Source organism: Pseudomonas sp. Sample_21 (assembly GCF_004307525.1).
GTDB classification, from domain to species: domain Bacteria; phylum Pseudomonadota; class Gammaproteobacteria; order Pseudomonadales; family Pseudomonadaceae; genus Aquipseudomonas; species Aquipseudomonas atacamensis.
In genome coordinates, this window is the sequence record NZ_RCNZ01000059.1 from 234,204 (window position 1) to 260,903 (window position 26,700).

General features: G+C 61.5%; 23 protein-coding genes. 15 read left to right on the plus strand and 8 right to left on the minus strand.

Features of this window, described 5'->3' with window-relative positions; all coding sequences use genetic code 11:
* Positions 1-89: 89 nt before the first annotated feature.
* Positions 90-1,454 (minus strand): formimidoylglutamate deiminase, encoded by a 1,365-nt coding sequence (locus tag D8U71_RS09215; RefSeq protein WP_130887637.1) that lies wholly within the window; start codon positions 1,452-1,454, stop codon positions 90-92.
* 146 nt (positions 1,455-1,600) lie between these two features.
* Here D8U71_RS09215 and hutC point away from each other — a divergent pair, with 146 nt between their 5' ends.
* The 15 genes from hutC to mdoH all read left to right on the plus strand — a co-directional run bounded on the left by hutC (position 1,601) and on the right by mdoH (position 21,373).
* Positions 1,601-2,311, plus strand: a complete 711-nt coding sequence (hutC, locus tag D8U71_RS09220; RefSeq protein WP_162999786.1) for a histidine utilization repressor — start codon at positions 1,601-1,603, stop codon at positions 2,309-2,311.
* Entirely contained in the window at positions 2,308-2,880 is a 573-nt protein-coding gene (locus D8U71_RS09225) for a HutD family protein (RefSeq protein ID WP_024011240.1), read from the plus strand. The genes hutC and D8U71_RS09225 overlap by 4 nt, the downstream gene beginning before the upstream one ends.
* Positions 2,881-3,355: 475 nt before the next feature.
* On the plus strand, positions 3,356-5,044 hold the full coding sequence (gene hutU / locus D8U71_RS09230) for a urocanate hydratase (protein WP_016772090.1): 1,689 nt from the start codon (positions 3,356-3,358) through the stop codon (positions 5,042-5,044).
* Between the two features lie 149 nt (positions 5,045-5,193).
* On the plus strand, positions 5,194-6,666 hold the full coding sequence (locus D8U71_RS09235) for a cytosine permease (RefSeq protein WP_130887638.1): 1,473 nt from the start codon (positions 5,194-5,196) through the stop codon (positions 6,664-6,666).
* 71 nt (positions 6,667-6,737) lie between these two features.
* Entirely contained in the window at positions 6,738-7,706 is a 969-nt protein-coding gene (locus D8U71_RS09240; RefSeq protein ID WP_130887639.1) for an ABC transporter substrate-binding protein, read from the plus strand.
* Positions 7,707-7,774: 68 nt separating this feature from the next.
* A complete protein-coding gene (locus D8U71_RS09245; protein ID WP_016772087.1) occupies positions 7,775-8,626 on the plus strand; it encodes a proline/glycine betaine ABC transporter permease in 852 nt (283 codons plus the stop codon).
* Positions 8,623-9,453 (plus strand): glycine betaine/L-proline ABC transporter ATP-binding protein, encoded by an 831-nt coding sequence (locus D8U71_RS09250; RefSeq protein ID WP_016772086.1) that lies wholly within the window; start codon positions 8,623-8,625, stop codon positions 9,451-9,453. Before D8U71_RS09245 ends, D8U71_RS09250 begins: the two co-directional genes overlap by 4 nt.
* A 184-nt stretch (positions 9,454-9,637) precedes the next feature.
* A complete protein-coding gene (gene hutH, locus D8U71_RS09255; protein ID WP_130887640.1) occupies positions 9,638-11,161 on the plus strand; it encodes a histidine ammonia-lyase in 1,524 nt (507 codons plus the stop codon).
* Positions 11,162-11,277: 116 nt separating this feature from the next.
* Positions 11,278-12,810, plus strand: a complete 1,533-nt coding sequence (hutH, locus tag D8U71_RS09260) for a histidine ammonia-lyase (protein ID WP_130887641.1) — start codon at positions 11,278-11,280, stop codon at positions 12,808-12,810.
* 244 nt (positions 12,811-13,054) lie between these two features.
* Positions 13,055-14,260 carry an imidazolonepropionase gene (gene hutI, locus D8U71_RS09265; RefSeq protein ID WP_130887642.1) on the plus strand — a complete coding sequence of 402 codons (1,206 nt, stop codon included), beginning with the start codon at positions 13,055-13,057 and terminating at the stop codon, positions 14,258-14,260.
* Between the two features lie 10 nt (positions 14,261-14,270).
* The gene (gene hutG, locus D8U71_RS09270; protein ID WP_110602561.1) at positions 14,271-15,074 is read left to right on the plus strand and encodes an N-formylglutamate deformylase; all 804 of its coding nucleotides are present in this window, start codon (positions 14,271-14,273) and stop codon (positions 15,072-15,074) included.
* Between the two features lie 243 nt (positions 15,075-15,317).
* Complete coding sequence (gene pip, locus D8U71_RS09275; RefSeq protein WP_024011249.1) at positions 15,318-16,289, plus strand: prolyl aminopeptidase; 972 nt, start codon at positions 15,318-15,320, stop codon at positions 16,287-16,289.
* A complete protein-coding gene (gene dtd, locus D8U71_RS09280) occupies positions 16,286-16,723 on the plus strand; it encodes a D-aminoacyl-tRNA deacylase (protein ID WP_016772080.1) in 438 nt (145 codons plus the stop codon). Before pip ends, dtd begins: the two co-directional genes overlap by 4 nt.
* A 305-nt stretch (positions 16,724-17,028) precedes the next feature.
* Positions 17,029-18,810 (plus strand): glucan biosynthesis protein G, encoded by a 1,782-nt coding sequence (locus tag D8U71_RS09285; RefSeq protein ID WP_177434891.1) that lies wholly within the window; start codon positions 17,029-17,031, stop codon positions 18,808-18,810.
* Positions 18,803-21,373, plus strand: coding sequence for a glucans biosynthesis glucosyltransferase MdoH (gene mdoH / locus D8U71_RS09290; protein WP_130887644.1), 2,571 nt, complete (start codon positions 18,803-18,805; stop codon positions 21,371-21,373). The genes D8U71_RS09285 and mdoH overlap by 8 nt, the downstream gene beginning before the upstream one ends.
* 248 nt (positions 21,374-21,621) lie before the next feature.
* Here mdoH and D8U71_RS09295 read toward each other — a convergent pair whose 3' ends face one another.
* The 7 genes from D8U71_RS09295 to hisI all read right to left on the minus strand — a co-directional run bounded on the left by D8U71_RS09295 (position 21,622) and on the right by hisI (position 26,613).
* Positions 21,622-23,538, minus strand: coding sequence for a methyl-accepting chemotaxis protein (locus tag D8U71_RS09295; protein WP_125925770.1), 1,917 nt, complete (start codon positions 23,536-23,538; stop codon positions 21,622-21,624).
* Between the two features lie 95 nt (positions 23,539-23,633).
* On the minus strand, positions 23,634-24,341 hold the full coding sequence (locus D8U71_RS09300; RefSeq protein ID WP_016772076.1) for a 16S rRNA (uracil(1498)-N(3))-methyltransferase: 708 nt from the start codon (positions 24,339-24,341) through the stop codon (positions 23,634-23,636).
* Positions 24,338-25,129 carry a twin-arginine translocase subunit TatC gene (tatC, locus tag D8U71_RS09305; RefSeq protein WP_016772075.1) on the minus strand — a complete coding sequence of 264 codons (792 nt, stop codon included), beginning with the start codon at positions 25,127-25,129 and terminating at the stop codon, positions 24,338-24,340. The genes D8U71_RS09300 and tatC overlap by 4 nt, the downstream gene beginning before the upstream one ends.
* The gene (gene tatB / locus D8U71_RS09310) at positions 25,126-25,569 is read right to left on the minus strand and encodes a Sec-independent protein translocase protein TatB (RefSeq protein WP_123444023.1); all 444 of its coding nucleotides are present in this window, start codon (positions 25,567-25,569) and stop codon (positions 25,126-25,128) included. Before tatB ends, tatC begins: the two co-directional genes overlap by 4 nt.
* Before the next feature lie 10 nt (positions 25,570-25,579).
* Complete coding sequence (locus D8U71_RS09315) at positions 25,580-25,861, minus strand: twin-arginine translocase TatA/TatE family subunit (protein ID WP_016772073.1); 282 nt, start codon at positions 25,859-25,861, stop codon at positions 25,580-25,582.
* Positions 25,862-25,886: 25 nt separating this feature from the next.
* Positions 25,887-26,219, minus strand: coding sequence for a phosphoribosyl-ATP diphosphatase (locus D8U71_RS09320; RefSeq protein ID WP_003220849.1), 333 nt, complete (start codon positions 26,217-26,219; stop codon positions 25,887-25,889).
* Complete coding sequence (gene hisI, locus D8U71_RS09325) at positions 26,212-26,613, minus strand: phosphoribosyl-AMP cyclohydrolase (protein ID WP_130887645.1); 402 nt, start codon at positions 26,611-26,613, stop codon at positions 26,212-26,214. Before hisI ends, D8U71_RS09320 begins: the two co-directional genes overlap by 8 nt.
* Positions 26,614-26,700: the final 87 nt, after the last annotated feature.

The window sequence follows — 26,700 nt, forward strand, 5'->3', positions numbered from 1 at the left end:
TGCTCGCGAAGAGGGTGTATCAGTCGACATGAATATGGACTGATACACCGCTTTCGCGAGCAGGCTCGCTCCCACAGTTTGGTTTTGGGTCAGCCCAAGAGATCGCGCAGGACCCGGGTGAAGGCTCGGGCGCTGTGCTCTTCGCCGGCATGCCGGCCATCGCGCACCACCCACTGACCATTGACCAGCACATCGCGCACCTGGCGATCGCCGCCGGCGAACAGCCAGCGATTGAGAATCCCGTCCCCCGAAGCCGTCGCCAGATACGGATCGTTGCCATCCAGGACAATCCAGTCCGCGCGCTTGCCCACTTCCAACGCGCCAATCGGCTGCCCCAGTGCCTGTGCACCGCCGTCCAGCGCCGCGTCATACAGGGTGCGACCGACCATCGGCTGCTGCGCGCCATACAAGCGATTGCGCCGCTGATCGCGCAGGCGCTGGCCATATTCCAGCCAGCGCAACTCTTCCACTACGCTCAGCGACACATGGCTGTCGGAACCGATACCCATGCGCCCGCCCTGGGCAAGAAAATCCACCGCCGGGAAAATCCCGTCACCCAGATTCGCTTCAGTGGTCAGGCACAGCCCGGCGATCGCGCGACTGTTGGCCATCAGCGTGACTTCTTCCGGGTTGGCGTGGGTGGCGTGGACCAGACACCAGCGCTGATCGACTTCAGCGTTCTCGTAGAGCCATTGCAACGGACGGCGACCGCTCCAGCTCAGGCAATCGTCGACTTCTTTCTGCTGCTCGGCGATGTGGATGTGCACCGGGCATTGTTTGTCACTGGCCGCCAACACTTCGCTGATCTGCTGCGGCGTCACCGCACGCAACGAGTGGAAACACAGACCCAGCGACTGCGCCTTTTGCTGCGCCAGTAATGGCTGCAAACGCGCTTGCAGATTCAGATAGTTTTCAGTGCTGTTGATAAAGCGACGCTGGCCATCGTTGGGCGTCTGGCCGCCGAAACCGGAATGACTGTAGAGGACCGGTAGCAGGGTCAGACCGATGCCGCTTTCGCTGGCGGCCTGGCTGATGCGCAACGCCAGTTCCGCCGGATCGGCGTACGGCTGGCCGTTGCTGTCGTGGTGCACGTAGTGAAATTCGGCAACCGAGGTGTAACCGGCCTTGAGCATTTCGATGTACAGCTGACGGGCGATGATGCCGAGCTGATCGGGGCTGATTTTTCCGACGAGGCGGTACATCAGATCGCGCCAGGTCCAGAAACTGTCGTTGGGGTTGCCGGCCACTTCGGCCAATCCAGCCATGGCGCGCTGGAAGGCGTGAGAGTGCAGGTTGGGCATTCCCGGCAGCAACGGCCCGCGCAGGCGTTCGGCGCCGTCTGCGCTGGAATCGGCCTGGATTCGGGTCAACAAGCCATCGGCGCTGACCTCGAGACGTACATTGTTGGCCCATCCCTCAGGCAGCAGTGCGCGTTCGGCAAAGAAGGCGGACATCGTTCGGCACCCCATCGTGTGTTATTTGTATATACATATACAGACGTTTGCCTGCCCGGTAAACTCCGGCAAGCTAGTCACTTTCATCCAATGAACAGGGATCAACCGTGCCGACTCCGCCTCCAGTTTCTCCGTTGGCCGCGAACATGGGCGACAGTCCGGCGCCTTTGTACGCCCGCGTCAAACAGATGATCACCCAGCAGATCGACAGCGGTAACTGGCCGCCGCACTACCGCGTGCCGTCGGAAAGCGAACTGGTCAGCCAGCTCGGCTTCAGCCGCATGACCATCAACCGCGCCCTGCGCGAGATGACCGCCGACGGCCTGCTGGTGCGCATGCAAGGCGTGGGTACGTTTGTCGCCGAACCGAAGAGCCAGTCTGCGCTGTTCGAGGTGCACAACATCGCCGATGAAATCGCCTCGCGCGGCCATCGCCACACCTGCCAGGTCATCACCCTCGAAGAAGAGGCCGCCGGCTCCGAGCGCGCGCTGGCACTGGACATGCGCGAAGGCCAGAAAGTCTTCCACTCGCTGATCGTGCATTACGAAAACGGCATTCCGGTGCAGATCGAAGACCGTTTCGTCAACGCCCTGGTCGCGCCGGAATACCTCAAGCAGGATTTCACCCTGCAAACGCCCTATGCCTATCTCAATCAGGTCGCGCCGCTGACCGAGGGCGAGCACGTCGTTGAAGCGATTCTTGCCGAGCCGTCGGAGTGCAAGCTGCTGCAGATCGAAAAGGGCGAGCCGTGCCTGCTGATCCGCCGGCGAACCTGGTCGGGGCGTCAACCGGTGACGGCGGCGCGTTTGATCCACCCCGGTTCCCGCCATCGTCTGGAAGGGCGCTTTCATAAATGAATTATCAAGTGAAGGTTCTACGCGCCGAAGGCTACCCGCGCATGCCGTGGAAAAACGGCGGCGGCAGCACCGAGGAAATCACCCGTGATGCCGGCACTGGCCTGGACGGTTTCGGCTGGCGCCTGTCGATTGCCGACATCACCGAATCGGGCGGTTTCTCGACATTCGCCGGTTACCAGCGAGTCATCACCGTGTTGCAGGGCGACGGCATGACCTTGTGCGTCGACGGTGACGATACCCGTCCACTGTTACCCTTGGACCCGTTTGCTTTCAGCGGCGAAAGCCAAGTGTCCTGCACCTTGCTCGGCGGTGCGATTCGCGACTTCAATCTGATCTACGCGCCGCAACGTTACAGCGCGCGATTGCAGTGGCTGGACGGTGAGCAGCGGTTTTTCAGCTCGGCATCGACGCTGCTGGTGTTCAGTGTCAGTGAGCTGATGGACGTGCGTGTTGGCGACGGCGTTTCGCAGCTCGGTCGGCATGATTGCCTGCAACTGGACGGCAACAGTGGGCTGGTCGAAGTCTCCACCAACGCGGCATGCTGCGTGATCGAACTCCCCCAGAACTGAACACACCCTGTGGCGAGGGGATTTATCCCCGCTGGGTCGCGAAGCGGCCCCATTCCTGATTTAAAAAAGCGGTCTGCTGCGCAGCCCAGCGGGGATAAATCCCCTCGCCACAAAAGCCAACCCCACTCTTGTTTCCCTCCACGCACCAACTTGTTACCGAACGCCCCAGCGTGGCGCAAAACCACGCTCACTTGGCCTAGCCGCATCTCCTCAGAATCTCCTCCCGGAAAATTTCATCCACGCCAGAACCCTCGATTCAGGCGCTCTCCAGCCATGCCCGTGATTTTTCCAGAACACTCCTCCAACAAGTTGGCCGCTTGATTGCATATGCTTGTATGTACAAGTAAAGACGTATGCGTATGAGTCGGTCGAGACTCTCCGCAGCGTCCACTGATTCGCTTGTCGCGCAGCACAGCGCGCAGGCTGCTGCCCACTGCCAGGGTGGGTTTGAATTGATCGCTGAGGAGTCTTTTTCGTGACTGACAATACCCAGAACAGCAACAAGTTTCGTGACGTGCAGATCCGCGCCGCCCGCGGTAACACGCTGACCGCCAAGAGCTGGCTGACCGAAGCGCCGCTGCGCATGCTGATGAACAACCTCGACCCGGAAGTCGCCGAGAACCCGAAAGAATTGGTGGTCTACGGTGGCATCGGTCGCGCCGCGCGCAACTGGGAGTGCTACGACAAGATCGTCGAAAGCCTGACCAACCTGAACGACGACGAAACCCTGCTGGTGCAATCGGGCAAGCCGGTCGGCGTATTCAAGACTCATAGCAACGCGCCGCGCGTGCTGATCGCCAACTCCAACCTGGTGCCGCACTGGGCGAGCTGGGAACACTTCAACGAACTCGACGCCAAAGGCCTGGCCATGTACGGCCAGATGACCGCCGGCAGCTGGATCTACATCGGCAGCCAGGGCATCGTTCAGGGCACCTACGAAACCTTCGTTGAAGCCGGGCGCCAGCATTACAACGCTGACCTGAAGGGTCGCTGGGTGTTGACCGCAGGCCTCGGTGGCATGGGCGGCGCGCAACCGCTGGCCGCCACCCTGGCCGGCGCCTGCTCGCTGAACATCGAATGCCAGCAGGTCAGCATCGATTTCCGCCTGAAAAGCCGTTACGTCGATGAGCAAGCCAAAGACCTCGACGACGCTCTGGCGCGCATCGACAAATACACCAAAGAAGGCAAAGCGATTTCCATCGCCCTGCTCGGCAACGCGGCGGAAATCCTGCCGGAACTGGTCAAGCGCGGCGTGCGCCCGGACATGGTCACCGACCAGACCAGCGCCCACGATCCGCTCAACGGCTACCTGCCGGCTGGCTGGAGCTGGGACGAATACCGCGCCCGCGCCAAGACCGAACCAGCCGCTGTGATCAAAGCCGCCAAGCAGTCGATGGCGGTGCACGTCAAAGCCATGCTGGAGTTCCAGAAGCAAGGCATTCCGACCTTCGACTACGGCAACAACATCCGTCAGATGGCTCAGGAAGAAGGCGTCGAAAACGCTTTCGATTTCCCGGGCTTCGTGCCGGCCTACATCCGTCCGCTGTTCTGCCGTGGCATCGGCCCGTTCCGTTGGGCGGCGCTGTCGGGTGATCCACAGGACATCTACAAAACCGACGCCAAAGTCAAAGAGCTGATCCCCGACGACGCGCATTTGCACAACTGGCTGGACATGGCCCGCGAGCGCATCAGCTTCCAGGGTCTGCCGGCACGTATCTGCTGGGTCGGTCTTGGCCAGCGCGCCAAGCTCGGTCTGGCCTTCAACGAAATGGTCCGTAGCGGTGAGCTGTCGGCACCCGTGGTGATCGGTCGCGACCACCTCGACTCCGGCTCGGTGGCCAGCCCGAACCGCGAAACCGAATCGATGCAGGACGGTTCCGACGCCGTCTCCGATTGGCCGCTGCTCAACGCACTGCTGAACACCGCCAGCGGCGCGACCTGGGTCTCCTTGCACCACGGCGGCGGTGTCGGCATGGGCTTCTCGCAGCATTCGGGGATGGTGATCGTCTGCGATGGTACTGACGAAGCGGCCGAGCGCATCGCGCGCGTGCTGCACAACGACCCGGCCACCGGCGTCATGCGCCACGCCGATGCCGGTTACCAGATCGCCATCGACTGCGCGAAAGAGCAGGGGCTGAATCTGCCGATGATCACTGGCGGGTAACACGCTCTGGTTTTAAGTGGGAGCGAGCCTGCTCGCGAAGGCGTCGTGTCAGTCGCTACTGCTGTGACTGAAACACCCGATTCGCGAGCAGGCTCGCTCCCACAGAGGAATTTCAGTGAACCCGAACAGCAATCCACAGAGGTTGAATCATGGTGGTTAACAACGAACGTGCAGGCAGTACTCCGTTGATCGAAAGGCGTTCGATCGACTACATCCCGGAAGCGGAAAGACACGGTCGTCTGTTCAGTCAGTTCACCCTGTGGATGGGCGCCAACCTGCAGATCACCGCGATCGTCACCGGGGCCTTGGCGGTGGTACTTGGCGGTGATGTGTTCTGGTCGTTGATCGGTCTTTTGATCGGCCAACTGCTCGGCGGTGGTGTGATGGCGCTGCATGCCGCGCAGGGACCGAAACTGGGCTTGCCGCAGATGATCTCCAGCCGTGTGCAATTCGGCGTTTATGGCGCAGCGATTCCGATCGTGCTGGTGTGTCTGATGTACCTGGGTTTCACCGCCACCGGGACAGTGCTCTCCGGGCAGGCGCTGGGGCAGCTGTTCAACGTCAGCGACAGCTTTGGCATCCTTATTTTCGCCAGTGTCATCGTGCTGGTCACAGTGCTCGGCTATCGGGTGATCCACTGGATCGGCCGCGTCGCCAGCGTGATTGGCGTGATCGCTTTTGTGTTCCTGTTCTGGCGGCTGATGAGCCAGACCGACGTCGGTGCGCTCCTGCAGATTCGTCATTTCAGCTGGAGCAGTTTCCTGTTGGCGGTGTCGCTGGCGGCGTCCTGGCAGATCGCCTTCGGCCCGTACGTGGCGGACTACTCGCGCTACCTGCCGAGCGCCACTTCATCGGTGAAAACCTTTTTCGCCGCTGGCGCAGGTTCGGTGATCGGCGCCCAGGTGGCGATGATCCTCGGCGTGTTTGCCGCCGCTTCAGCCAACGGTCAATTCGCTGGCCATGAAGTCGCCTACATCGTCGGGCTCGGCGGTACCGGCGCCACTGCCGCGCTGCTGTATTTCAGTATCGCGTTCGGCAAGGTGACCATCTCGACGCTGAACTCTTACGGCAGCTTCATGTGCATCGCCACCATCATCAGTGGCTTCAAAGGGCACCTGACGGTTACCCGCATGCAACGGCTGGTGTTCGTGCTGTTCATCGTCGGCGCGGCAACCCTGATTGCCTTGCTCGGACAGCACTCGTTCCTCGGTGCGTTCAAGTCGTTCATCCTGTTTCTGCTCGCCTTCTTCACCCCGTGGAGCGCGATCAATCTGGTCGACTACTACTGCATCACCCGCGAGCGTTACGACGTGCCGGCGCTGGCCGATCCGGACGGTCGCTACGGCCGCTGGAACCTGCTCGGTATCAGCGTCTATGTGTTCGGCGTGCTGGTGCAGTTGCCATTCATCTCGACCAAGTTCTACACCGGCCCACTGGTAGCCGCCCTCGGTGATGTCGACATTTCCTGGATCATCGGCCTGGTTCTCCCGGCCGCCGTCTATTACTTCTGCGCGAATAAATGGCACAGCGCAGTGCCCGATCGCCTGATTCTGCCGGTCGAGCAGAACAGCACCCAACAAGCAAAAACGAGCGGGGCCGGTCGCGCTGCGGCGCAGGCCTGATCTGGACGTGGACCAGGCTGGATGCCTCTTGAACTGCCGTAAGCCCATTCATGATTAGGAGCGTCACGACAATGAAATCGAACAAGACCCTGCTGACCACATTGCTGTCCATGGGCCTGTTGGCCAGTGCCGGTGCGACGCAAGCCGCCGGCTGGTGCGAATCGGGCAAACCGGTGAAATTTGCCGGGCTGAACTGGGAAAGCGGCATGCTCCTGACCGACGTGCTGCAAGTGGTGCTGGAGAAAGGTTACGGCTGCAAGACCGACAGCCTGCCGGGCAATTCCATCACCATGGAAAACGCCCTGAGCAGCAACGATATTCAAGTGTTCGCCGAAGAGTGGGTCGGCCGCAGCGAGGTCTGGAACAAGGCCGAGAAGGCCGGCAAGGTCATCGGTGTCGGCGCGCCAGTGGTGGGTGCTGTCGAAGGCTGGTACGTGCCGCGTTACGTGATCGAAGGCGACGCCAAGCGCAAGCTCGAGGCGAAAGCCCCGGACCTGAAAAACATCGCTGATCTGGGCAAGTATTCCGCCGTGTTCAAGGACGCTGAAGAGCCGTCCAAGGGCCGCTTCTATAACTGCCCGGCCGGCTGGACCTGCGAGCTCGACAACAGCGAAATGCTCAAGAGCTACGGTCTGGAAAACAGCTACACCAACTTCCGTCCGGGCACCGGACCTGCGCTGGATGCAGCGGTGCTGTCGAGCTACAAGCGTGGCGAGCCGATCCTCTTCTACTACTGGTCGCCGACCCCGCTGATGGGCCAGATCGATGCAGTCAAACTGGAAGAGAAACCCGGCGTCGACAAGACCGTCAGCATCAAGGTCGGCCTGTCGAAAACCTTCCACGACGAAGCCCCGGAACTGGTCGCCGTGCTGGAGAAAGTCAACCTGCCTATCGACCTGCTCAATCAGAACCTCGGGCGCATGGCCAAGGAACGCATCGAGTCGGCAAAACTGGCGAAAATCTTCCTCAAGGAACATCCTGAAGTCTGGCACGCATGGGTGAGCGACGACGCAGCCAAGAAAATCGACGCGGCCTTGTAGGTCAGGTTTCCCGGCTGCCAGCACGGCAGCCGGACGCTTGATCGCAACCCCTTGATTGAGAGTCCCTTATGTTTCCCGAAAGCTTTACCTTTTCCATCGCCGACTGGGTCAACGGTTGGGTCGATTCGCTGGTGACCAACTACGGCGACGTGTTCCGGCATATCTCCGACACGCTGCTGTGGGCCATCGTCAGTCTCGAAGGTCTGCTGCGTGCGGCGCCGTGGTGGTTGATGCTGGCAATCGTCGGTGTCATCGCCTGGCACGCCACGCGCAAAGTGGTGACCACCGCCGTGATTGTCGGCTTGCTGTTTCTGGTGGGTGCGGTTGGCCTGTGGGACAAGCTCATGCAAACCCTCGCACTGATGATGGTCGCGACGATCATTTCGGTGCTGATCGGCATCCCGCTGGGGATTCTCTCGGCGCGCAGCAATCGCTTGCGTTCGGTGCTGATGCCGCTGCTCGACATCATGCAGACCATGCCGAGTTTCGTTTACCTGATTCCGGTGTTGATGCTGTTCGGCCTGGGCAAGGTGCCGGCGATTTTCGCCACGGTGATCTACGCCGCGCCACCGCTGATTCGCCTGACCGATCTGGGTATTCGCCAGGTCGACGGTGAAGTGATGGAGGCGATCAACGCCTTCGGCGCCAATCGCTGGCAGCAACTGTTCGGCGTGCAACTGCCGCTGGCGCTGCCGAGCATCATGGCCGGGATCAACCAGACCACGATGATGGCCCTGTCGATGGTGGTGATCGCCTCGATGATCGGCGCCCGTGGCCTCGGTGAAGACGTACTGGTGGGGATTCAGACCCTCAACGTCGGCCGTGGGCTCGAAGCCGGGCTGGCGATCGTGATTCTCGCGGTGGTCATCGACCGCATCACTCAAGCGTACGGCCGGCCACGCCACGAGGTGAGCAAATGAGCAACGCAAGCGTGAGCAAGATCGAAGTGCGCAACGTCTTCAAAATTTTCGGCAACCGCGCCAAGGATGCGCTGGCCATGGTCGGCCAGGGCAAGAGCAAGGATCAGGTGCTCAACGAAACCGGTTGCGTGGTCGGCGTGAACGACTTGTCGCTGAGCATCGGCACCGGCGAAATCTTTGTGATCATGGGCCTGTCCGGCTCGGGCAAATCCACCCTGGTACGGCACTTCAATCGCCTGATCGACCCCACCAGCGGGGCGATTCTGGTCGATGGCGAGGACATCCTGCAGTACGACATGGACGCCCTGCGCGAATTTCGTCGGCACAAGATCAGCATGGTGTTCCAGAGCTTCGGCCTGCTGCCGCACAAGACCGTGCTCGATAACGTCGCCTACGGCCTGAAAGTACGTGGCGAAAGCAAGCAGGTCTGCGCCGAACGCGCGTTGCACTGGATCAACACCGTCGGCCTCAAAGGCTACGAAAACAAATACCCGCACCAGCTCTCCGGTGGCATGCGTCAGCGCGTCGGCCTCGCCCGTGCGTTGGCGGCGGACACCGACATCATCCTCATGGACGAAGCATTCAGTGCGCTGGATCCGCTGATCCGCGCCGAGATGCAGGACCAGTTGCTGGAACTGCAAAAGACCCTGCACAAAACCATCGTCTTCATCACCCACGACCTCGACGAAGCCGTGCGCATCGGCAATCGCATCGCGATTCTCAAGGATGGCCGGTTGATCCAGGTGGGTACGCCAAGAGAGATCCTGCACTCGCCGGCCGATGAGTATGTCGACCGGTTCGTGCAGCGGCGCGCGGCGGTGGTCTGACACTGAGTGGCCGTTGTGGTGAGGGGATTTATCCCCGTTCGGCTGCGAAGCAGTCGTAAAACCGGCCACTGCGGTCTGTCTGACGGATTTGCGGGCATGGTTTGGGGCGGCTTCGCCACCCAACGGGGATAAATCCCCTCACCACAGGGTTACCGGCATCAACAGAATTGGTATGAGGTTAGAGATGTCCCAGGCTGAAAAAATCGTTATCACAGGCAGCCCTCTGCGTTGGCAGGACGTGATCGCCGTCGCCCGGCACGGTGCGCCACTGGAACTGTCCAGCGAAACCTGGGCGCGCATCGATAACGCTCAGGCCATCGTCCAGCGCATCGTCGCCAGCGGCGAGCGCGCCTATGGCGTCAACACCGGTCTGGGCGGTCTGTCCAACGTCTCGCTGCAGGACGAACAGCTCAGCCAACTCTCGCGCAACACCTTGCTCAGCCATGCCTGCGGTGTCGGCCCGGTGCTCAGCGACGAGCAGACCCGCGCAATCATCTGCGCTGCGATCCACAACTACAGCCACGGCAAGTCCGGCCTGCATCGGCGTGTGGTCGAAGGGCTGCTGGCGCTGCTCAATCGCGGCATCACCCCGCAGGTGCCGTCGCAGGGTTCGGTGGGTTACCTGACGCACATGGCGCACATCGGCATCGCGTTGCTCGGCGTTGGCAATGTCAGCTATCGCGGGCAGATCATTTCGGCGCAACAGGCGCTGGCCGAAGAAGGCCTGCAACCTGTGCAGCTCGGCGCGAAGGATGGCTTGTGTCTGGTCAACGGCACGCCGTGCATGACCGGCCTCAGTTGTCTGGCGATTGCCGACGCAACGCGTCTGGTGCAATGGGCCGACGTCATCGGCGCGATGAGTTTCGAAGCCCAGCGCGGCCAGATCGATGCGTTCGATGCCGAGATCATTGCGCTCAAGCCGCATCCGGGCATGCAGCAGGTCGGCAACAACCTGCGCGCCTTGCTCGATGGCAGCGAAGTGATCGCTGCGAGCAAAGGCATTCGCACTCAGGATGCGCTGAGCATTCGTTCGATCCCGCAGGTTCACGGCGCCGCCCGTGATCAACTGGAGCATGCGATCAAACAGGTCGAAGCCGAACTCAACGGCTGCACCGACAACCCGTTACTGCTGGGCACGCCGGACAATTTCCGGGTGATGTCGCAGGCCAACCCGCACGGTCAATCCGTGGCGATGGCGGCGGATCTGCTGGCGATTGCCATGGCCGAAATCGGCTCGATTGCCGAGCGCCGTCTGGACCGTTTGGTCAATCCGCACGTCAGCGGTCTGCCGGCGTTTCTGGTGGCCAATCCCGGGGTCAACTCAGGGATGATGATCGTGCAATACGTCGCCGCCTCGCTGTGTGCGGAAAACCGCCAATTGGCGCAACCGGCGGTGCTCGATAACTACATCACCTCGGGCCTGCAAGAAGATCACCTGAGCATGGGCACCAACGCCGCGCTGAAGCTGCATCGTGCGCTGGAAAACTGCACGCAGATCCTCGCGATTGAATACCTGCTGGCGGCGCAGGCGTTTGAATTCCTCAAGGAACAGCGCTTCGGCGTGGGCACTGACCGCGCGTGGAAACTGCTGCGCGAAACGGTCCCGGCCTACGATCAGGACCGCTGGCTGGCGCCGGATATCGCTGCCGCTGCGACCGTGTTGAAAAACCCGAATCTGCCGCACAACGTCCTACCGAATTTGCACTGACAACTACCCATACCAGCGTGCCAAGGCGTGGATCGTTCACAAGACGAGAAGCGACGGATAACGGAATGCTCCGGAGCGACTGGTAGTTAATAACAATGCCTAACAGGAGCATTTTAATGACTGCGCTGAACCTGATCCCCGGCCAACTGAGCCTGGCCCAACTGCGTGACGTCTACCAGCATCCGGTCACCTTGACTCTCGACAATAGCGCCAGCGCGCAGATCGAGGCCAGCGTCGCCTGCGTCGAGCAGATCCTCGCGGAGAACCGCACCGCCTACGGCATCAACACCGGTTTCGGCCTGCTGGCCTCGACGCGCATCGCCAGTGAAGACCTGGAAAACCTGCAGCGTTCGCTGGTGCTCTCACACGCGGCCGGGGTCGGCCAGCCGATCAGCGATGAGCTGGTGCGACTGATCATGGTGCTCAAGGTCAACAGCCTCAGCCGCGGTTTTTCCGGCATCCGTCGGCAGGTGATCGATGCGCTGATTGCGCTGATCAATGCCGAGGTCTATCCGCACATTCCGCTGAAAGGTTCGGTCGGTGCGTCGGGGGATCTGGCGCCGTTGGCGCACATGTCGCTGGTGCTGCTGGGCGAGGGCAAGGCGCGCTACAAGGGCGAATGGCTTGAAGCCACCGAAGCGCTGAAAGTCGCCGGCCTGGCGCCGCTGACGTTAGCGGCTAAAGAAGGTCTGGCGCTGCTCAACGGTACTCAGGTTTCCACAGCGTTTGCCCTGCGCGGTTTGTTCGAAGGCGAGGATCTGTTTGCCGGTGCAGTGGCGCTGGGCAGTCTTACTGTTGAAGCCGTGCTCGGTTCGCGCTCGCCGTTCGACGCGCGCATTCATGCCGCACGCGGGCAGAAAGGTCAGATCGACGCCGCTGCCGCGTACCGCGATCTGCTCGGTGAGCGCAGCGAAGTCTCCGCCTCGCACCAGAATTGCGACAAGGTCCAGGACCCGTACTCGCTGCGCTGCCAGCCGCAAGTCATGGGCGCCTGCCTGACCCAGTTCCGTCAGGCCGCTGAAGTGCTGGCGGTCGAAGCCAACGCGGTTTCCGACAACCCGCTGGTATTCGCCGCTGAAGGCGACGTGATTTCCGGCGGCAACTTCCACGCCGAACCAGTGGCCATGGCCGCTGACAACATGGCCCTGGCCATCGCTGAAATCGGCTCGCTGAGCGAGCGGCGCATCTCGCTGATGATGGACAAGCATATGTCGCAGCTGCCGCCGTTCCTCGTCGCCAATGGCGGGGTGAACTCCGGTTTCATGATCGCCCAGGTCACCGCTGCGGCGTTGGCCAGCGAAAACAAGGCGCTGTCCCATCCGCATTCGGTGGACAGCCTGCCGACCTCGGCCAACCAGGAAGACCATGTATCGATGGCCCCGGCGGCGGGTAAGCGTCTGTGGGAAATGGCCGAGAACACTCGCGGCATTCTCGCCGTGGAATGGCTGGCGGCGGTGCAGGGCCTGGATCTGCGCAACGGCCTGAAGACTTCGCCGAAGCTGGAACAGGCACGGGCGATTTTGCGCAAGGAAGTGCCGTTCTATGAAAAGGACCGCTTCTTTGCCCCGGACATCAATGCGGCGACGCAATTGCTGGCGTCGCGGTGTTTGACCGAGCTTGTTGCTGGGCAGTTGTTGCCTAGTTTGTAAGCGCTTTACGGGGAGATTTGTATTGTTAGTGAAATCGATCCCCCTCACCCCAGCCCTCTCCCCCAAGGGGGAGAGGGGGAAGGGAGCCGAACTTCATTGTTTTCGCAACGTGAGTTCGGCTGAGAAATTTCAGGTCGGCATATCTCGACAGAACAACCCGGTCAGTCCCCTCTCCCTTTGGGAGAGGGCTAGGGTGAGGGGCTTTTGAGGCTGCTCACCATACAAACCCAAACGGAGGCCAACAGTGAAAACCCTCTGGCAACACTGCCACGTCGCAACCATGGCCAACGGCGCCTATTCGATCATCGAGGATGCCGCGATCGTGACGTCCGGCACGCTGATCGAGTGGATCGGCCCACGCACTCAATTGCCGTCCGGTGAATACCCTGCGCTCAATGATTTGCAGGGTGCGTGGGTCACCCCCGGTCTGATCGACTGCCACACCCACACCGTGTTCGGCGGCAACCGCAGCGGCGAGTTCGAGCAGCGTCTGCAAGGCGTCAGCTATGCCGAGATCGCCGCGCAGGGCGGCGGCATCGCCAGCACCGTGCGCGCCACTCGCGAAGCCAATGAGGACGAGCTGTTCGCCAGCGCCGCCAAACGCCTGAAAAGCCTGATGCGCGACGGCGTGACCACGGTGGAAATGAAATCCGGCTACGGTCTCGATCTGGCCAACGAGCGCAAGCTGCTGCGGGTCATCCGGCGCCTGGCCGAAGAGCTGCCGATCAGCGTGCGCAGCACTTGCCTGGCGGCGCACGCGTTGCCGCCGGAGTACAAGGATCGCGCCGACGATTACATCGATCTGGTCTGCGAGCAGATGCTCCCGGCCCTTGCCGCCGAAGGTCTGGTCGATGCCGTGGATGCGTTCTGCGAATACCTGGCGTTTTCGCCGGAGCAGGTCGAGCGCGTGTTCGTCGCCGCGCAACAACTCGGACTGCCGGTAAAGCTGCACGCCGAGCAGTTGTCCTCGCTGCACGGCTCCAGCCTCGCCGCGCGCTACAAAGCCTTGTCCGCCGATCACCTGGAGTTCATGGACGAGGACGATGCCATCGCGATGGCAGCCGCCGACACCGTCGCCGTACTGCTGCCAGGCGCGTTCTACTTTCTGCGCGAAACCCAATTGCCGCCAATGGACGCGCTGCGCAAGCACAAGGTGAAGATTGCCATCGCCAGCGACCTCAACCCCGGCACCTCGCCAGCGCTGTCGTTGCGTCTGATGCTGAACATGGCCTGCACCTGTTTCCGCATGACCCCGGAAGAAGCTCTGGCCGGAGCGACCATCCATGCCGCGCAGGCGTTGGGCATGGCGCAGACCCATGGCTCGCTGGAGGTTGGCAAGGTCGCCGACTTTGTCGTGTGGGACATCGAGCGTCCGGCGGATCTGGCCTATTGGCTCGGTGGCGATCTGGACAAGCGCGTCGTGCGTCACGGCGTCGAATCGAATCTGTAGGAGAACGGTTGTGGACAAGGTTCTGAGTTTCAAACAAGGCCGCGTGCCGCTGCTGATCAGCATGCCCCATGCGGGTGTGCGTCTGACCCCAACGGTCGAGGCCGGGCTGATCCCCGCTGCGAGAAGCCTGCCGGACACCGACTGGCATATTCCGCTGCTCTACGATTTTGCCGAAGAACTGGGCGCCAGCACCCTGGCGGCTGAGTATTCGCGTTTCGTCATCGACCTCAACCGGCCGTCCGACGACAAGCCGTTGTATGCCGGGGCAACCACCGGGTTGTATCCGGCGACGTTGTTCGACGGTATCCCGTTGTTTCAGCAAGGTCTGGAACCGTCGAAAGAGGAGCGCGCGACTTACCTGGAGCAGATCTGGACGCCGTATCACCGCACCTTGCAGCAAGAACTGACGCGGCTGAAGGCTGAATTCGGCTACGCGCTGTTGTTCGATGCGCACTCGATCCGCTCGATCATCCCGCACCTGTTCGACGGCAAACTGCCGGACTTCAACCTCGGCACCTTCAATGGCGCCAGTTGTGATCCGCAATTGGCCAGTCAACTGGAAGCGATCTGCGCGCAGCACGAGCAGTTCACCCATGTGCTCAACGGTCGCTTCAAGGGCGGACACATCACCCGCCAGTACGGCGACCCGGCGCAGAACATCCATGCCGTGCAACTGGAACTGTGCCAGTCCACCTACATGGAAGAGTTCGAACCGTTCCGCTACCGCGCCGACCTCGCCGAACCGACGCGGGTGGTGCTCAGGGAATTGCTGCAGGGACTGCTCGCTTGGGGTGAAAAACACCACAACGCCTGATGCACCCCTGTCGGAGCTGCCGAAGGCTGCGATCTTTGATCGTTCCCACGCTCTGCGTGGGAATGCAGCCCGTGACGCTCCGCGTCACTGGACGCGGAGCGTCCCAAGAGGCGTTCCCACGCAGAGCGTGGGAACGATCAGGCCCCGGAGCATGCTCATTGACGCAAATCGGGTTTATGATGCCCAACGGCAGAATAATACGAGTCCCCCCAGGGATGACCTCGACCCCTTACGGAGCGCGCAATGCAGACTTTGTTTCCGCAGATCAAACCCCACGCCCGGCACGATCTGGCTGTCGATGACACCCATACGCTGTACGTCGATGAAAGCGGCTCGCCGGAGGGTTTACCGGTGGTGTTCATCCACGGTGGCCCCGGCGCCGGCTGTGACGCCCAGAGCCGACGCTATTTCGATCCGAATCTGTATCGCATTGTCACCTTCGACCAGCGCGGCTGCGGTCGCTCGACGCCGCACGCGAGCCTGGAAAACAACACCACCTGGGATCTGGTCGAAGACCTTGAGCGCATCCGCAAACACCTGGGCATTGAAAAATGGGTGCTGTTCGGCGGCTCGTGGGGTTCGACCCTGGCGCTGGCCTACGCGCAAACCCACCCGGAGCGGGTCCATGGTCTGATTCTGCGCGGGATCTTTCTCTGCCGTCCGCAGGAAATCGAATGGTTCTATCAAGCCGGCGCCAGCCGTCTGTTCCCCGATTACTGGCAGGACTACATCGCGCCGATCCCGCTGGACGAGCGCGACGACCTGCTCAACGCTTTCCACAAACGCCTGATCGGCAACGATCAGATCGCCCAGATGCATGCGGCCAAGGCGTGGTCGACCTGGGAAGGGCGCACCGCGACCCTGCGCCCGAACCCGCTGGTGGTCGATCGTTTCTCCGAGCCGCAACGCGCGCTATCGATTGCGCGGATCGAATGCCACTACTTCACCAACAACGCCTTCCTTGAGCCGAACCAGCTGATTCGCGACATGGGCAAGATCGCTCATCTGCCCGGCGTGATCATTCACGGTCGCTACGACGTGATCTGCCCGCTCGACAACGCCTGGGAATTGCACCAGGCCTGGCCGAACAGCGAATTGCAGGTGATCCGCGACGCCGGCCACGCCGCGTCCGAGCCGGGCATCACCGATGCGCTGGTGCGCGCCGCGAGCAAAATGGCCCAGCGCCTGCTCGACCTGCCGCTCGAAGAAGCATGAAGGCGCTGTTACAACGCGTACGCGGTGCGCGGGTAGAGGTCGCCGGCGAGGTTGTCGGCGCGGTCGATCAAGGTTTGCTGGTGCTGGTGGCGGTAGAACCCGACGACACGCGTACCAGCGCCGACAAACTTCTGCATAAGCTGCTTAACTATCGGGTATTCAGTGACGCCGAGGGCAAGATGAATCTGTCCCTGGCGGATGTGCGTGGCGGGTTGCTGCTGGTCTCTCAGTTCACCCTCGCCGCCGACACCAAAAGCGGTCTGCGTCCGAGCTTTTCCACGGCTGCACCGCCGGCGCTGGGTGAAGAATTGTTCGACTATTTATTGAGTCAGGCGAAACAGGTGCATGGCACTGTGGCATCAGGTAGATTCGGCGCCGATATGCAGGTGCACCTGGTCAACGATGGCCCGGTAACCTTCCTGTTACAGACCTGACAGTGCCTGAAACATGTTTTTCGGCAATTTCGACTGTTTTTAGGCTGTTTTCGCGATAAATACTTTGTTACCCCTGATGCGTTGTCATCCGGGCTACTAGATAATCGCGCGCTGCGGGGATCGACATTCGTTGATCCGTTTTGACTTAGGTAGAGACTTGTCTGGATCCGATTGGGGAATCATTTTGCCCCGGCGGAGTCGGAACAATGCTCGCCAACCTGGCATAAAGATAGCTGGCCGTTGGTTTATTGATCTGTTTTCGGCGAGGGTTGCTCGTGATTGTTAGTCCCTGTAATGCAGCAAAAATGTCTGCCAAACGCATGCGAAGTGCTCTGGTAGCGGGTTCGGCGCTCCTGTGCCTGCTCAGCGCCGGTCAGCTTTGGGCGTTCAATCTTGACGACGTATCGGCCAAGGCCAAAGAGCTGGCCGGGCAGAAGTTCGAAGCCCCGCGCAGCAACCTGCCGAACGAATTCCGCGAAATGAAGTTCGCGGACTACCAGAAGATCCGCTTCCTCACCGAAAAGGCTGAGTGGGCCGATCAGAAGACGCCGTTCAAGCTCTCCTTCTATCACCAGGGTATGCACTTCGATACACCGGTGAAAATCAACGAAATCACCACCAATACCGTCTCGGAGATCAAATACGATCCGAGCCGCTTCGATTTCGGCGACCTGAAATTCGATCCGAAAGCCACCGAACAACTGGGCTATGCCGGTTTCCGTGTGCTGTACCCGATCAACAAGGCCGACAAGCAAGACGAGATCATGACCATGCTCGGCGCGAGTTACTTCCGCGTCGTCGGCAAGGGCCACACCTATGGTCTGTCGGCCCGTGGTCTGGCGATCGATACCGCGCTGCCGTCGGGTGAAGAATTCCCGCGTTTCCGCGAGTTCTGGATTCAGCAGCCCAAGCCGGGCGACAAGCACCTGGTGATCTTCGCTCTGCTCGACTCGCCGCGTGCCACTGGTGCCTACCGCCTGATCCTGCGTCCGGGCAGCGACACCATCGTCGACGTCAAGGCGCAGATGTTCCTGCGTGACAAGGTTGGCAAACTGGGTATCGCGCCGCTGACCAGCATGTTCCTGTTCGGCGCCAACCAGCCGTCGAAAGTGCTCAACTACCGTCGTGAACTGCACGACTCCAGCGGTCTGTCGATCCATGCCGGCAACGGTGAGTGGATCTGGCGCCCACTGAACAACCCGAAACATCTGGCCGTGAGCAACTTCAGCGTCGAGAATCCGCGTGGTTTCGGTCTGCTGCAGCGTGGCCGTGACTTCAGCCACTACGAAGACCTCGACGACCGCTACGACAAGCGCCCGAGTGCCTGGATCGAGCCGAAGGGCGAGTGGGGCAAGGGCACTGTCGATCTGGTAGAGATTCCGACCGCTGACGAAACCAACGACAACATCGTTGCGTTCTGGAGCCCGGAAAAAATGCCGGAGCCAGGCCAGCCGCTGGACTTCGCCTACCGTATGCACTGGACCATGGACGAAGCAGCACTCCACGCGCCGGACAGCGCCTGGGTGGCACAGACCCTGCGTTCGACCGGTGACGTCAAACAATCGAACCTGATCCGTCAGCCCGATGGCAGCGTGGCCTATCTGGTCGACTTCGAAGGTCCATCGCTGGCGGCCCTGACGCCGGATGCCGACGTGCGCAGTCAGGTCAGCGTCGGTGACAACGCCGAACTGGTCGAGAACAGCGTGCGCTACAACCCGGAAACCAAGGGCTGGCGCCTGACCCTGCGGATGAAGATCAAGGATCCGAGCAAAGCGACCGAAATGCGTGCCGCCCTGGTTCAGCCAGTGGTCACCGCAGATCTGGGCAAATCGGTGCCGGCGTCCAATTCGTCGGTCGCCAAGGCTGACAAGGTTGCCGCCAAGCAACAGGAAAAACTCGACAAGGAAGCCAAGGCCGCCGAAGCCAAACAGGCTGAAGCCAAGCCTGCAGCCGACGCCAAGGACAAGGCCAACAAAGACGCCAAGCAGCCAGTCGCTGCCGACGCGGTCCCAGCCACACCGGAATCGGCGCCGACTGAAGAAGTCCTGACCGAGACCTGGAGCTATCAGTTGCCTGCCGATGAGTAATTCACCAGTACAGCCAGAGACTCTGTCCGAGTATCTGGCGCATCTGCCGATGACCGACGAGCAACGCGCGGAACTCGCGGGTTGCCAGTCGTTCAGCGAGCTGCATGAACGCCTGTCGTCCTCGACATTCGACGCCCCTGCCGAAGCCGCCCAGGCTTCGGTGGGCAAGCGTCTGACCCTGAGCACTGCCGAAGAACTGGCTGAAGCGGAAATGCTGATGCTCGACGCCAGTGGTCGGGTCAGCCTCAAGGCGACCCCGCCGATCCGCCGCACCAAGGTCGTGCCGGAGCCATGGCGCACCAATATCCTGGTGCGTGGCTGGCGCCGTCTGACCGGGCGCACCAACCCGCCGCAGCCGCCGAAGGACGCCAATGTCCTGCCGGCCGCGCGCTGGCGCACCGTCGGTTCGATCCGCCGCTACATTCTGTTGCTGCTGATGCTCGGCCAGACCATCGTTGCCGGCTGGTACATGAAAGGCATCATGCCGTACCAGGGCTGGTCGTTCGTCGATCTGGAAGAAGTCCTGCATCAGCCGCTGCTGCAAACCGCCACGCAAGTGCTGCCGTACGCGCTGCAAACCAGCATCCTGATTCTGTTCGGGATTCTGTTCTGCTGGGTCTCGGCCGGCTTCTGGACCGCGCTGATGGGCTTCCTCGAGTTGCTCACCGGCCACGATAAATACCGTATCTCCGGGAAAAGCGCTGGTAACGAGCCGATTCCAAAAGATGCGCGTACTGCGCTGGTGATGCCGATCTGCAACGAAGACGTGCCGCGTGTATTCGCCGGTCTGCGTGCGACGTTCGAATCGGTCGCGGCCACCGGTGATCTGGATCGCTTCGACTTTTTCGTCCTCAGCGACAGTAACGACACCGATATCTGCGTCGCCGAGCAACAGGCCTGGCTGGATGTCTGCCGCGAGGCCAAGGGCTTCGGCAAGATCTTCTATCGCCGTCGTCGCCGTCGTGTGAAACGCAAGAGCGGCAACCTCGACGACTTCTGCCGTCGTTGGGGCGGTGACTACAAGTACATGGTCGTGCTCGACGCCGACTCGGTGATGAGCGGCGAGTGCCTGACCAGTCTGGTGCGCCTGATGGAAGCCACGCCGGACGCCGGGATCATCCAGACCGCGCCACGTGCGTCGGGCATGGACACCCTGTATGCGCGGATGCAGCAGTTTGCGACCCGCGTGTACGGCCCGCTGTTTACCGCCGGTCTGCACTTCTGGCAGTTGGGTGAATCCCACTACTGGGGTCACAACGCGATCATCCGCATGAAGCCGTTTATCGACCACTGCGCCTTGGCGCCGTTGCCGGGCAAGGGCGCGTTCTCCGGTGCGATCCTGTCCCACGACTTCGTCGAAGCTGCGCTGATGCGTCGGGCCGGCTGGGGCGTGTGGATTGCCTACGACCTGCCGGGCAGTTACGAAGAGCTGCCGCCGAACCTGCTCGATGAGCTCAAGCGTGACCGCCGCTGGTGCCACGGCAACCTGATGAACTTCCGCCTGTTCCTGGTCAAGGGCATGCACCCGGTGCACCGCGCGGTGTTCCTCACCGGCGTGATGTCTTACCTGTCGGCTCCGTTGTGGTTCTTCTTCCTGGTGTTGTCGACCGCGCTGCTGGCGGTGAACACGCTGATGGAGCCGCAGTACTTCCTCGAGCCGCGTCAGCTCTATCCGCTGTGGCCACAATGGCATCCGGACAAGGCCATCGCGCTGTTCTCGACGACCATCGTGCTGCTGTTCCTGCCGAAGCTGTTGAGCATCATCCTGATCTGGGCCAAGGGCGCGAAAGAGTTCGGCGGCAAGTTCAAGGTGACCCTGTCGATGCTGCTGGAGATGCTGTTCTCCATGCTGCTGGCGCCGGTGCGGATGATTTTCCACACCCGCTTCGTCCTCGCCGCGTTCCTCGGCTGGGCCGCGACCTGGAACTCGCCGCAGCGTGACGACGACTCGACGCCGTGGAGCGAGGCGGTCAAGCGCCACGGTCCGCAGACGTTGCTGGGCTTCTTGTGGGCGCTGCTGGTGATCTGGCTGAACCCGAGCTTCCTCTGGTGGCTGGTGCCGATCGTCGGTTCGCTGATGCTGTCGATCCCGGTATCGGTGATCTCCAGCCGTGTCGGCCTGGGCCTGAAGACCCGTGACGAGAGCCTGTTCCTCATCCCTGAGGAATACAATCCGCCACAGGCCTTGCTGGCAACCGATCAGTACACCCACGAGAACCGCTATCACGCCCTCAACGACGGCTTCGTCCGCGCCGTGGTCGATCCTCAGCAGAACGCCCTGGCGTGCTCGCTGGCGACCTCGCGTCACGGCCAGGCCGAGCCGATCGAGTGGCTGCGTCAGGAACGTGTGCGTCACGCGATCAAGGTCGGCCCGGCCGGGCTGAACAACCATGATCGCCTGCAACTGCTCAGCGACCCTGTCGCACTGGCACGCCTGCACGAGCAGATCTGGGCCGAAGGTCACGCTGAGTGGCTGGACGCCTGGCGCGCTTCGGTGAAAGCCGATCCGCATGCGCCGTTGCTGCCGCTGCGACCGGTGAGCCTGCAGGCTCAGCCGGCCTGATAAAAAACCCCGCTGATTCAGCGGGGTTTTTTTATGTCCGCTGATTTGCGAACAAATCCGGATAAAGCCTAAAACCAGTGCATAGCATCCCTCGCCAAATTGGCGCGCCCGTTATCTACGACGCGCAGACCGCGCCGCTGCCTTCGCGAGCAGGCTCGCCCCACCTTGGAATGCGTTTCCCTGTGGGAGCGAGCCTGCTCGCGAATGGCATCACCTCGGTTACAGGCGAACCGAGGTTGTGCATCAACTCAGACTTTGAAACGGCCCACCAGCATCTGCAGGTGAGTACCCAACCGCGCCAGTTCGACGCTGGACGCGGCGGTCTCTTCACTCGCCGCCGAGGTCTGATCAGACACATCGCGCACGTTCAGCACGCTGCGGTTGATCTCTTCGGCCACGGCGCTCTGCTGCTCGGCGGCTGCGGCGATCTGCTGGTTCATTGCCTGGATCGCCGAGACGGTGCGGGTGATGCTTTCGAGCGAGCCGCCGGCACGCCGGGTCAGTTCGACGCTGCTGTCGGTCAGGCTGCGGCTGTTGTCCATGATCGTCGCCACTTGCTGAGTGCCGTTTTGCAGACCGACGATCAGCTCTTCGATCTCTTCGGTGGACTTCTGTGTGCGCTGGGCGAGGCTGCGCACTTCGTCGGCAACCACGGCGAAACCACGTCCGGCTTCACCGGCGCGGGCCGCTTCGATGGCGGCGTTGAGGGCCAGCAGGTTGGTTTGCTGGGCCACCGACTTGATCACATCGAGGACGCTGCCGATCTTGTCGCTTTCACGCTTGAGCTCGCCCATGGCTTCGGTGGAGTGGCCGACCTCGACCGCCAGACGTTCGATCTGGGCGATGGCTTCGCCGACGACCTTGTCACCTTCGCGGGCCTGTTGATCAGCGGCGACAGCGGCCTCAGAAGCTTCTTCAGCGTTGCGCGCGACTTCCTGCACGGTAGCCGCCATTTCGTTCATAGCGGTGGCGACCTGATCGGTCTCGATCTTCTGATTATTGACCCCGGCGCTGGTCTGCTCGGTCACCGCGGATAGCTCTTCAGCGGCGCTGGCGATCTGCGTGACGCCGTCGCTGATACCGCCGATCAACTCGCGCAGGCCCTGGGTCATGCTTTGCATCGAGCGCTGCAATTGACCGAGTTCATCGCGACGCAGGGAAACCAGGTTGTGGGTCAGGTCGCCGGCGGCCACGTGTTCGGCGACTTTCAGGGTCTGGGTCAGCGGAATGATGATTTGCCGAGTGATCGCCCAAGCCGCAATCAGACCGAAGGCCAGTGCCAGCGCAGTGGCGACCAGCAGCATGTTCTTGGCATGGGCAGCATCGGTGTCGCGCACCACGGTTTGCGATTCGGTGAGCTTCTTGCTGGCCGCGATCAGGATGTCGCCCTGAGCTGACATATTGGCCAGTGCGGCGGTGTTCTTGACCTGTGAATCACGGAACTGAGCGACGGCGGCGCGATAGGCCTTGAGCGAGTCGGTGGCTTGCTGCAGGTTGGCGATGTGCTGCTCTGGCACGCGGGTCGGCAGGCTTTCGAGGTTTTTCAGGGCGTTGTCGATGGCGGTCAGCGCCGGTTGCTCGGCATCGGCCTTGCCGCTGTAGGTGTAGCCGCGCACCTGATAGCGCGCCTGCTGCAACAGTTTGCTCAGCTCGATCACCGCGTTGTACTGCGCAACGCTGTCACCTTGCAGCAGTGCACTTTCGACTTCGCCGACCTTGGCCACGGCATTATCGGCATTGGCGCCAAGCTTGCTGCGCGCGTCTTCACGCTGGACGGTGGCCTGGGTCATTTCGCCGAAAGCGCGTTTGTATTCGGCGACCGCAGCGAGCTGTTGATCGACCATCGCCACATCGGACGGCTGCTCGATCATGCCGCGTGCCGATTGCAGACCGCTTTCGAGTTTGCTGAGCAATTCATTGACCGCCCCCGGACCCTGTTCACCACGACGCATGTCGTAGTCCATGCGCGCCAGGCGTAGGTCTTTGGTCAGCTCATTGAGGCTGGAAATGAAGCCGAGCTTGTCGCCACGGCTGATGATGCCGCTCATGCCGGTCCAGCCGGTGAAAGTGATCAACAGCGTCAGCAACAGCACCAGGCCGAAACCGATGCCCAGCTTGCGTTTGACGCTGACGTTTCCAAGACTCTCGGCTAACCAACGGTACATGCGACCACTCCCTTCGGACCACTTAATTGGACTTATAGGGGCTGTATCGGCTGGGTGATGGCAATCTGTAACGCCTTTTGTCCGACGCGGTAGCGTCAGAACAGGCGTGCAAGCAGGGCGGTGACGGCGGTTTCGACGCGCAGGATGCGCTCGCCCAGTTGCACCGGTTGCAGGCCGGATTTGGCCAGCAGATCGATTTCGTAGGGAATCCAGCCACCCTCGGGGCCGATGGCCAGGGTCACCGGTTCGCTCAGAGCGCGCGGGCAGGGCGGGAAGTTGCCGGGGTGGCCTACCAGGCCGAGGGTGCCCTCGGCGATCGCCGGCAAGCGATCTTCAACAAAAGGCTTGAAGCGCTTTTCGATGACGATCTCCGGCAACACCGTATCGCGAGCCTGTTCGAGCCCGAGGATCAACTGCTCACGAATCGCTTCCGGCTCCAGAAATGGCGTCTGCCAGAAGCTTTTTTCGACGCGATAGCTGTTGACCAGAATCACCTTGGCCACGCCCATGGTCGCGACGGTCTGGAACACGCGGCGGAGCATTTTCGGCCGGGGCAGGGCCAGCACCAGGGTCAGCGGCAGTTTGGCCGGCGGTGGCTGATCGAGGTTGACGCGCAGCTCCGCTTCGCCGGCTTCCAGACGCAGCAACTCGGCCGAACCCATCAACCCGTTGATGCGCCCGACGCGCAGGCTGTCGCCGACTTCCGAACGATGCACTTCCTGCATGTGGATCAGGCGGCGATCACGCAGAATCACGCGGTCGGCCGCAATGAAGTCGGCCTCTTCGAGCAGCAGCAGGTTCATGCCTGGGTCGCTGGCGGCTGGTCGTTGTGGTCGTCGGCCGGCGTTTCGTCCGGGCGTTCGCGCTTGCTGACCAGCGCGCCGAAGAGGATGCCGATCTCGAACAGCATCCACATCGGCACAGCCAGCAGGGTCTGCGAGAAGATGTCCGGCGGGGTCAGGATCATGCCGACCACGAAGCAGCCGATGATCACGTACGGGCGGATCTTCTTCAGGTATTTGACGTCGACCACGCCGATCCACACCAGCAGGACTACGGCCACCGGTATCTCGAACGCCACGCCGAAGGCGAAGAACAGCGTCATGACGAAATCGAGGTAGCTGGCGATGTCGGTCATCATTTCCACGCCGGCCGGGGTGGCAGCGGCGAAAAACTTGAAGATCAGCGGAAAGACGAAGTAATAGGCGAACGCCATGCCGATGTAGAAGAGCAGGATGCTGGAGATCAGCAGCGGTACCGCGACGCGTTTTTCATGCTTGTACAGGCCCGGCGCGATAAAGCCCCAGATCTGATGCAGAATCACTGGAATCGCAAGAAACAGCGAAACCATCATCGTCAGTTTCAGCGGCGTCAGGAACGGCGACGACACGTCGGTGGCGATCATCGTCGCGCCGACCGGCAGATACTGGCGCAGCGGCGTCGAGACGAAGGTGTAGATCTGCTGGGTAAACGCGAACAGCCCGGCAAAGATAATGAAGATCGCCGCCACGCAACGCAGCAGGCGGGTGCGCAACTCGGTGAGGTGCGAAACCAGCGGCATGTGCTGGTCGTTTTCCGGAAGATCGCTCATGGGGCTCGCGGCGGCAGTGTAGGGTCTTGAGGCGCTGGTGTAGTCGGCGCGGCGGAGGGCGCTACGTGTTCAACCGATGTGTCTGTGGTAATCGGCGCGGTTCCTGGCGGTGTTACAACAGGTGCAGGAGTCGGAGCGGCAGCGCTGTGAATCGTCTGCTCGCCCACAGGCTCGACCGGCGTCGGCTCCTGTTGGCTCGGATTGAAAATCTTCCGCGCCTCTTGCTCCAGCGACAGAATATGTTCGTTGTGCAGTTGCCGACGGATCTCGTCGGCACCGATTTCACGTTCAACTTCCTGTTTGATCGCGTTGAAGCTGCGCTTCAGGCGGCCGACCCACAGACCGGCGGTGCGCGCCGCGCCCGGCAGACGCTCGGGGCCGAGCACCAGCAGGGCGACGAGGCCGACGAGCAGCAGTTCAGAGAAGCTGATACCAAACATTAGTCAGTGCTCACACGTCTTTGCGGATCGGCTCTTCGACTTTTTGCGCCTGCACGTCGATGGTGTGCGGCGGGTTGGCCTGAGCGGTGGTTTGCGGCTGCACCGGTGGCACAGGCTGGGCCGGCGGGGTCACGCTAGGCTCGGCCGGTTTTTCGTCGTCGTTCATGGCTTTGCGAAAGCCCTTGATCGATTCGCCAACGTCGGTGCCGAGGTTTTTCAGTTTCTTGGTACCGAATACCAGCACCACGACAATCAGAATGACGACCCAGTGTTTCCAGTCAAAAATGCCCATGTGGCGATTCCTCTCTAAAAGTTGTTCAGGCGGACGGACGCGAGGCTTTCTCGACGTGTCCGGACAGGCCGAAGCGACGGTCCAGTTCATCCAGCACGGCCTGCGGATGCTGCCCCAGTTGGGCGAGCATGACCATGCTGTGGAACCACAGGTCGGCGGTCTCGTAGATCACATCACTGCAATCGCCGCTGATGGCGGCATCCTTGGCGGCAATAATGGTTTCGACCGACTCTTCGCCGACTTTCTCCAGAATCTTGTTCAGCCCCTTGTGATACAGGCTGGCGACATACGAGCTGTCGGCGGCTGCGCCTTTGCGCTCTTCAAGTACCTGAGCGAGGCGGGTCAGGGTGTCACTCATGTGTGTGTCCTGCGGAATAGATAGCGTGCGGATCTTTCAGTACCGGGTCGACCGTTTTCCAGTCGCCGTTTTCGAAGACCCGGTAAAAGCAGCTTTGACGGCCGGTGTGGCAGGCGATGTCGCCGATCTGTTCAACCATCAGAATGATCACGTCGGCATCACAGTCCAGGCGCATCTCATGCAGGGTCTGCACATGGCCGGACTCTTCGCCCTTGCGCCACAGCTTGCCACGGGAACGTGACCAGTAGATTGCACGATTCTCCGCAGCGGTCAGTTCGAGCGCTTCGCGGTTCATCCAGGCCATCATCAATACGCGCCCGGTTCTGTGATCCTGGGCAATCGCCGGCACCAGGCCGTCAGCATCCCACTTGATCTCGTCCAGCCAGTTTTTCATCTTCAATTCCTGAAAAGCAGCTTCGAGTTTCAAGCTTCAAGCTGCAAGTAAAAGCAGGTTGCGGTGTTCCGGTGTCGTCAAGCTTGA

Coding starts and splice junctions, on each gene's coding strand:
- hisI (WP_130887645.1), bottom strand. CDS start 26,613: ATGAAAAACTGGCTGGACGAGATCAAGTGGGATGCTGACGGCCTGGTG.
- D8U71_RS09225 (WP_024011240.1), top strand. CDS start 2,308: ATGAATTATCAAGTGAAGGTTCTACGCGCCGAAGGCTACCCGCGCATG.
- tatB (WP_123444023.1), bottom strand. CDS start 25,569: ATGTTTGGTATCAGCTTCTCTGAACTGCTGCTCGTCGGCCTCGTCGCC.
- dtd (WP_016772080.1), top strand. CDS start 16,286: ATGAAGGCGCTGTTACAACGCGTACGCGGTGCGCGGGTAGAGGTCGCC.
- D8U71_RS09235 (WP_130887638.1), top strand. CDS start 5,194: ATGGTGGTTAACAACGAACGTGCAGGCAGTACTCCGTTGATCGAAAGG.
- tatC (WP_016772075.1), bottom strand. CDS start 25,129: ATGAGCGATCTTCCGGAAAACGACCAGCACATGCCGCTGGTTTCGCAC.
- D8U71_RS09245 (WP_016772087.1), top strand. CDS start 7,775: ATGTTTCCCGAAAGCTTTACCTTTTCCATCGCCGACTGGGTCAACGGT.
- D8U71_RS09215 (WP_130887637.1), bottom strand. CDS start 1,454: ATGTCCGCCTTCTTTGCCGAACGCGCACTGCTGCCTGAGGGATGGGCC.
- D8U71_RS09320 (WP_003220849.1), bottom strand. CDS start 26,219: ATGAGTGACACCCTGACCCGCCTCGCTCAGGTACTTGAAGAGCGCAAA.
- D8U71_RS09285 (WP_177434891.1), top strand. CDS start 17,029: ATGTCTGCCAAACGCATGCGAAGTGCTCTGGTAGCGGGTTCGGCGCTC.
- D8U71_RS09240 (WP_130887639.1), top strand. CDS start 6,738: ATGAAATCGAACAAGACCCTGCTGACCACATTGCTGTCCATGGGCCTG.
- pip (WP_024011249.1), top strand. CDS start 15,318: ATGCAGACTTTGTTTCCGCAGATCAAACCCCACGCCCGGCACGATCTG.
- mdoH (WP_130887644.1), top strand. CDS start 18,803: ATGAGTAATTCACCAGTACAGCCAGAGACTCTGTCCGAGTATCTGGCG.
- hutH (WP_130887640.1), top strand. CDS start 9,638: ATGTCCCAGGCTGAAAAAATCGTTATCACAGGCAGCCCTCTGCGTTGG.
- D8U71_RS09300 (WP_016772076.1), bottom strand. CDS start 24,341: ATGAACCTGCTGCTGCTCGAAGAGGCCGACTTCATTGCGGCCGACCGC.
- hutH (WP_130887641.1), top strand. CDS start 11,278: ATGACTGCGCTGAACCTGATCCCCGGCCAACTGAGCCTGGCCCAACTG.
- D8U71_RS09295 (WP_125925770.1), bottom strand. CDS start 23,538: ATGTACCGTTGGTTAGCCGAGAGTCTTGGAAACGTCAGCGTCAAACGC.
- hutC (WP_162999786.1), top strand. CDS start 1,601: ATGGGCGACAGTCCGGCGCCTTTGTACGCCCGCGTCAAACAGATGATC.
- D8U71_RS09315 (WP_016772073.1), bottom strand. CDS start 25,861: ATGGGCATTTTTGACTGGAAACACTGGGTCGTCATTCTGATTGTCGTG.
- D8U71_RS09250 (WP_016772086.1), top strand. CDS start 8,623: ATGAGCAACGCAAGCGTGAGCAAGATCGAAGTGCGCAACGTCTTCAAA.